This is a genomic window from Mesorhizobium sp. M7A.F.Ca.CA.002.05.1.1 (assembly GCF_003998335.1).
GTDB lineage: Bacteria > Pseudomonadota > Alphaproteobacteria > Rhizobiales > Rhizobiaceae > Mesorhizobium.
This window is the reverse complement of sequence record NZ_RZQI01000270.1, coordinates 1-6,689: the sequence shown is the minus strand read 5'-3', so window position 1 is coordinate 6,689 and position 6,689 is coordinate 1. Positions and strand designations below refer to the sequence as shown.

The window sequence follows — 6,689 nt, the reverse complement described above, 5'->3', positions numbered from 1 at the left end:
CCCCTACTCCCCTACTCCCCTACTCCCCTACTCCCCTACTCCCCTCTAGCCAATCTTGTTGGGGATCCTGGCCTCTATCCTGCTGAAGGCGAAGACCAGAATACCGGTGATCGTCATGTAAATCAGCGCCAGCAGCAGGGGCTCATAGGTGAGGTAGGTGTCCTGCCGCACCTTGGACGAAACGGCGAAGATGTCGATGACACTGATCGTTGCCACCAGCGGCGTCGATTTCAACTGCAGCACGGTCTCGCCGGTCAGCGTCGGCAGCGCCCGGTAGATGGCCTGCGGCAGCCAGATCCGCCGGAATGCCTTCCAGCGGCTCATGCCGAAGGCACGCGCCGCCTCCAGTTGTCCCTTGGGCACACCGGCAAAGGCGCCACGCATCACCTCGCCCTCATAGCCGGCGAAAGACAGGGTCAACGCCAGCACGCCATAGGGCCAGGCTTGCCTGAGATATGGCCACATCCAGGATTCGCGGATCCACGGATATTGCGGGAACAGCGAACCCAGGCCGTAATAGAGCAGCCAGAGCTGGATCAGCAGCGGCGTGCCCCGGATCACCGTGCAGAACACCTTGGCAGGCGCGGCGAACCAGAATGAGCCGGCGGCTTGCGCCAGCCCGAGCGGCACGGCGAGCAGAAAGCCCAGCACGCAGGTGACGGCCAGGATCCACAGCGACCGCCAGATGCCGATCAAGCCCATTTCATAATATTGCGGCAGCCAGTCCCAGCGCATGAAAAAGGCAGCCGACAAAACAAGGCCCAGTGCGATCAGGATCAGCACGATGCGGTGCGGCTGCAGCCACAGCGATGTTCGCGCGACGACGTTGATGATGGCAGCCTCGTTGGCCATCAGCGCGCCTCCTTGAGCGAAGGCATGCCGCGCCGCGACCAGGTCTCGACCCGGCCGATGACGAGGTTGGAGAACAGCGACAAAAGCAGATAGAGCACGCCCGCCGCGAAAAAGAAGGTGAAATAGGCTTTGGTGACACCCGCCGCCTGCCGCGTCGCCAGCGCCAGTTCGTAGAAGCCGACGACCGCCAATAGCGCGGTATCCTTGGTGGCGATCAGCCAGAGATTGGCGAGGCCCGGTATGGCGAAGGGCAGCATTGACGGCAAGGTGATGCGCCGCAACAGCAGGCCCGGAGACATTCCATAGGCGCGGGCGGCCTCGATCTGGCCCTGCGGAATGGCCAGGATCGCGCCGCGTATCACCTCTGTCGAATAGGCGCCCTGGACGAAGCCGAGCACGGCGATGCCGGCGGCAAGGCCGCTCACGTCGACGCGCTGATAGCCCATGGCCGTCAGCGCCTGATTGATCAGGTCGGTTCCGGCGTAATAGAGCAGCAGGATCAGCACCAGTTCGGGCACAGCCCGCACGATGGTGGTGTAGACCGCCAGGAGATCGCGCACCACCGGCCCGCCATAAAGCTTGCCATAGGCGCCGCCGGTGCCGATCAGAAGGCCGAGGCACGTGGCGCCCAGCGCGATCTCGATGGAGTGCAGCAGCCCGACCAGAAGCGTCCCGCCCCAGCCTGGCGGGTAGGGCGAGAGAAGCTCGGTGATGCCGGCCGCGGAGGCCGAAAGAAGTGCGTCGATCAGCGTCGCCCCCGAAGTGCTGGCCAACCGCCGACGGCTGCGTCGGCGGCAAACATGCCTGGGAAAGATCGGGCAGGTGGGGCACGGCGCTGACGCCATACCCCACCGCTCATACGAGGATCGTCAGTTCGACTGCGCGCCGCCGCCGCCGTAAATGTCGAAATCGAAGTATTTCTTCGAGATCTCGTCATACTTCCCGTTGGCGCGGATCGCCTTGATGCCGGCGTTGATTTTGCCCTTCAGTTCGGTGTCTTCCTTGCGCACGCCGGCGCCGACGCCCGGTCCGAGCACTTCGTCATCGGGAGCGACCATGCCCTTCAGGTCGCAGCAGGCCTTGCCCTGGTCGGATTTCAGGAACTCGCCAAGCGCGATGGAATCGGCCTGAACCGCATCGAGGCGGCCGGCGGCAAGATCGTTGTTGGCTTCGTCCTGGGTCTGGTATTCCTTGATCTCGGAGGCTGTGCTGCCAAAATGTTTCTTGGCGTAGACAGCGTGCACCGTCGAAACCTGCACGCCGACGATCTTGCCCTTGAGGTCGTCCGGGGCGGAGCCGAATTTCTGGTCCTTCGGGCCGATGATCGCGGTCGGCGTGTTATAGTACTTGTCCGAGAAATCGATCGTCTTCGCGCGCTCGGCGGTGATCGACATCGAGGAGACGATGAGGTCGATCTTCTTGGTCGTCAGTGCCGGGATGATGCCGTCCCAGGCGACCGGGGTAATGACGCAATCGAGCTTCTCCTCGGCGCAGACGGCATCGATGAAGTCGATCTCCCAGCCAACCCACTTGCCCGAAGCATCGGGCGAGGTGAAGGGCGGATAAGGCTCGGCGGCGACGCCGATCTTGACGGGATCGGCCTTGGCCACGCCCATGGCTGCGACGCCGAGCAGCAGCGCTGCGGCAAATGTCTTCAGAACGGTCTTCATTTCATAACTCCCAGTTTGTTGTTGGTTCCCGGTTTTCTTCCGTCCCGGCCTGTTCTAGCCGATGTTGCGGATGAACTGCTTCAGCCTTTCGGATTTGGGCGCGCCGAAGATCTGCTCGGGCGGGCCTTCTTCCTCGACCAATCCATTGTAGAGATAGACGACATGCGTCGCGACCTCGCGGGCGAACTTCATCTCGTGGGTGACCAGCACCATGGTGCGGCCTTCGCGCGCCAGGTCGCCGATCACCTTCAGCACTTCACCGACCAGCTCGGGATCGAGTGCGGAGGTGGGCTCGTCGAACAGCATGACGCGCGGATTGATGGCCAGCGCACGGGCGATCGCCGCGCGCTGCTGCTGGCCGCCCGACAGATAGGCCGGATAGACGTCGCGCTTTTCGGCCAGACCGACACGGGCGAGCAGTTTCTCGGCCTCGCCGATCGCCACATCGCGCTTGACGCCAAGCACATGTACGGGAACTTCGATGACGTTTTCGATCAGCGTCATGTGGCTCCACAGGTTGAAGTTCTGGAACACCATGCCGAGCTTGGAGCGGATGCGCTCGATCTGCTTGCGGTCGGCCGGAATGGTGTGGCCGTGGCTGTCGGCCTTGAGCTTGATCTCCTCGCCATTGACGCGAATGATGCCGCTGGTCGGGTTTTCCAGGCAGTTGATGCAGCGCAGCAGGGTGGATTTGCCGGAGCCCGAGCCGCCGATGATGGCGATGACCTCGCCGTCGCGCGCCGACAGCGAGACGCCCTTCAGCACATGCAGCTCACCGAACTTCTTGTGCAGGTTTTCGACGTGGATGGCTTCGGCGGCGCCGTCATGCGCCTTGCCGGATTGGACTGTGGCAGCTTCCACCACGCTCACTGGGTGACCTCTACAGGGTCGGTGGCGGTTCGTCGAACGTCTATCCGGCTAATCAACATATACGCTGTACTGCCCCGCTCCAGACTTCAGCATGGACCCAACGGCGCGAGCCCGTCAATCCTGCTTATTACGGCACTTGCGAGCTTGTTGTGCAAGTGTATAAATAGCCTTCCATGAAATTTTCTCGATTTTTTTCAGCGAAAAAGGACTTCGATGAGCGCTTTCGGATCACAGTCCATGGCGGCGCCGCTGCGCCGCGTGCTGATGCGGTCGGCGGCCAACGCCATGCGCAATGCCGACAGGGCTGCTTGGCACTATGGCCCGGGTTTCAATCCGGCGAAAGCGGCATCGCAGCACGCGCTCCTTGCTGAACTGGTGGCGGCTTCCGGTGCCGAAATCGAATGGATCGAGGACACGGCGGATGGACTTTCGGATTCGGTGTTCACGCACGACCCGTCGCTGATGACCGATCGCGGCGCGCTGATCCTGTCCATGGGCAAGCCGTTGCGCGCCAGGGAGCCCTCGCTGCATGAGGAAACCTACCGAAGGCTGGGTATTCCAATCCTGGGCCGCGTCGAGGTTCCTGGCCAGGTCGAAGGCGGTGATTGTGTATGGCTCGATGCCCGCACGCTGGTGATCGGGCGCGGTGTCCGCTCCAACCAGGAAGGCATCCAGCAGGTTTCCAACCTGCTGACGCCGCTGGGCGTTTCCGTCTACGGCTTTGATCTGCCGCTGTGGCAAGGCGAAGAGGCGTGCCTGCATCTGATGTCGGTGATCAGCCCGCTGGCCGACGACCTCGCACTGGTCTATTCACCGCTTTTGCCGGCCCCGTTCTATCAGATGCTGAAGGCGCGCAACGTCCGGCTGGTCGAAGGCGACGCCGAAGAGTTCGCGGCTTCCAACGGCCTTAGCCTGAACGTGCTGCCGACCAGCCCACACAAGGTCATTGCCGTCGCAGGCTTTCCAAAGACCAAAGCCGCGATGGAAGCCGCCGGCTGCACGGTCGAAATCTTCGAGGCGGATGCGCTCTGCATCGCCTGCGAGGGCGGGCCGACATGCCTGACGCGACCGATCCTGCGCCAATGAATATGCCATCCCGCCGCAGGTTCCGTCGCGAGGGCGAGGAGCGGCGGCGGCAGGATCTGATCGAGGCCACTCTGGACAGCGTGGCGGAACATGGCCTGCAGGGCGCCACCTTGCGCACCATCGCATTGCGTGCCGGCGTCACCGCTGGGCTGATCCGGCACTATTTTCCCGGCAAGGAAGAATTGCTGCAGGAAGCCTATGCAGCGCTGATGGGCCGCATGACCGAGCAGGCGAAAGCGGCTTTGGTCATGGAGAATGCCTCGCCTCGCCAGCGCCTTGCGGCTTTCGTCACCGCCAACCTCAATGCGCCGATCATCGATGCGCGGGTGTTTTCGCTCTGGGCAACCTTCATCGGCCGCGCCAGAGCGGATCCGACCTTGGCCCACGCCCACCGCGAAGGCTACCTTGGTTTTCGCAATGAGGTGGAGGCGGTTGTGGCTGAGGTGCTCGCCGCCGAACGGCGCAATCCGGACGCAAGCCAATTGCGCCACCATGCCATCGCGATTAATGCGATCATCGACGGACTCTGGATCGAAGGCTGCCTGGCCGGCGAGATGTTCTCGGCCGGCGAATTGGCGGCGATCGGCATCAAGACTGTCGAGGCCGAACTAGGCCTCGCGCCGGACGGGGAGGAAAACCAATGACGACACTCGGCGAAGCCCTCATCTCGCTGCTTGAAGCGCATGGCGTCGACACGGTGTTCGGGATTCCGGGCGTCCACACGGTCGAGCTCTACCGCGGGCTGGCGCGCTCGAATATCCGCCACGTCACGCCGCGTCACGAACAGGGCGCCGGCTTCATGGCCGATGGCTATGCGCGCGCCAGCGGCAAGCCGGGCGTCGCCTTTGTCATCACCGGACCGGGGCTCACCAACACCATCACCGCCATGGGGCAGGCACGCGCCGATTCGGTACCGATGCTGGTCATATCAGGCGTCAACGCCACGCCGACGCTGGGCAAGGGGCTGGGCCATCTGCATGAATTGCCGGACCAGCGCGGCATGATGGAGAAGGTGGCGCTGTTTTCGCAGCGCGTTACCGAGGCCGGCGAATTGCCCGGTGCCCTGGCGCAGGCCTTTGCCCTGTTTTCATCGGCGCGGCCCGGCCCGGTGCATATCGAGATCCCGACCGACGTCATGGTCAAGTCGGCGGATGGCATCGCTGCCATGCTGAGCAATGTGACCCCACCCGCGCCGGAAGGTGCCGCAATTGCCAGCGCGGCCAAACTCATCGGTGCCGCGCGCCGCCCGCTGATCCTGGTCGGCGGCGGCGCCAAACGCGCCGAAGCGCCACTGCGGCGTCTGGCCGAGCGGCTGGGAGCGCCGGTCGTCCAGACCACCAATGCGCGCGGCCTGCTGCATGGTCATCCGCTTTGCGTGCCGGCCAGTCCCAGCCTGAAGGCGGTACGGGCGCTGATGGCCGACGCCGACCTGGTCATTGCCGCCGGCACCGAATTCGGCCCGACCGACTATGACGGCTACAGCGATGGCGGCTTTGTCCTGCCCGCCAATCTGATCCGCATCGATATCGGCGCCGACCAGCTTGCCCGCCGCCCGGCGACGGTTTCGATCCAGGCCGATTGCGCTGAGGCGCTCGAAGCGCTGCTTCTGGAAACGGGCCATGTCCGGGCAAGCGAGGGCGGTTCGTCGCGCGCCGCTGCTATACGAAAAACAGCCTTTGCCGAGCTCAATCCGACACTGCAGGCACAGGTGCGCGCCGTCGAGATGATCCGCGACACCTTGCCGGGCGCGCTCATCGTCGGCGATTCGACGCAGCCGATCTATGCCGCCAACCTCTATTACGACCACGACCGCCCAGGCGGCTGGTTCAATGCCGCCACCGGCTTCGGCGCGCTCGGCTATGGCCCGCCGGCGGCGATTGGCGCGGCCCTTGCGATACCCGATGCGCCGGTTGTCTGCCTGACCGGCGACGGCGGCTTCCAGTTCACGTTGCCGGAATTGGGCGCCGCACTCGACGCGCAGGCGCCGGTCATCTTCGTCGTCTGGAATAACAGAGGCTACCGCGAGATCGAAACCTCGATGCTCGATGTCGGTGTCGAGCCGGTCGGCGTATCGCCGGCGCCGCCGGATTTCTGCAAGCTGGCCGAGGCCTATGGCATCGGCGCCGAACGGCTTGCCGACATCGACGCTCTCGCGGACGCGTTGAAGCGCGCCCGGGCCACCGGACTGCCGCGCGTCATCGAAATCACGGT

At 64.1% G+C, this 6,689-nt stretch carries 7 protein-coding genes; 3 read left to right on the top strand and 4 right to left on the bottom strand.

The features are described from left to right. Positions 1-45 precede the first annotated feature (45 nt). The 4 genes from EN939_RS15620 to EN939_RS15605 all read right to left on the bottom strand — a co-directional run bounded on the left by EN939_RS15620 (position 46) and on the right by EN939_RS15605 (position 3,392). A complete protein-coding gene (locus tag EN939_RS15620) occupies positions 46-852 on the bottom strand; it encodes an ABC transporter permease (RefSeq protein ID WP_127268710.1) in 807 nt (268 codons plus the stop codon). Next, complete coding sequence (locus tag EN939_RS15615) at positions 852-1,517, bottom strand: ABC transporter permease (protein ID WP_164749059.1); 666 nt, start codon at positions 1,515-1,517, stop codon at positions 852-854. Before EN939_RS15615 ends, EN939_RS15620 begins: the two co-directional genes overlap by 1 nt. 204 nt (positions 1,518-1,721) lie before the next feature. Further along, complete coding sequence (locus EN939_RS15610; RefSeq protein ID WP_023811511.1) at positions 1,722-2,522, bottom strand: transporter substrate-binding domain-containing protein; 801 nt, start codon at positions 2,520-2,522, stop codon at positions 1,722-1,724. 54 nt (positions 2,523-2,576) lie between these two features. Continuing rightward, on the bottom strand, positions 2,577-3,392 hold the full coding sequence (locus tag EN939_RS15605; protein WP_127268708.1) for an ABC transporter ATP-binding protein: 816 nt from the start codon (positions 3,390-3,392) through the stop codon (positions 2,577-2,579). A gap of 213 nt (positions 3,393-3,605) precedes the next feature. Between EN939_RS15605 and EN939_RS15600 the strand changes: the two genes are divergently transcribed. From EN939_RS15600 to EN939_RS15590, 3 genes are all read left to right on the top strand, one after another. Further along, a complete protein-coding gene (locus tag EN939_RS15600) occupies positions 3,606-4,478 on the top strand; it encodes a dimethylarginine dimethylaminohydrolase family protein (RefSeq protein ID WP_127268707.1) in 873 nt (290 codons plus the stop codon). Then, entirely contained in the window at positions 4,475-5,122 is a 648-nt protein-coding gene (locus EN939_RS15595; protein ID WP_236383290.1) for a TetR family transcriptional regulator C-terminal domain-containing protein, read from the top strand. The genes EN939_RS15600 and EN939_RS15595 overlap by 4 nt, the downstream gene beginning before the upstream one ends. Further along, the coding region (locus EN939_RS15590; protein WP_127268705.1) for a 5-guanidino-2-oxopentanoate decarboxylase at positions 5,119-6,689 on the top strand (1,571 nt) is incomplete at its 3' end. The genes EN939_RS15595 and EN939_RS15590, both read left to right, overlap by 4 nt.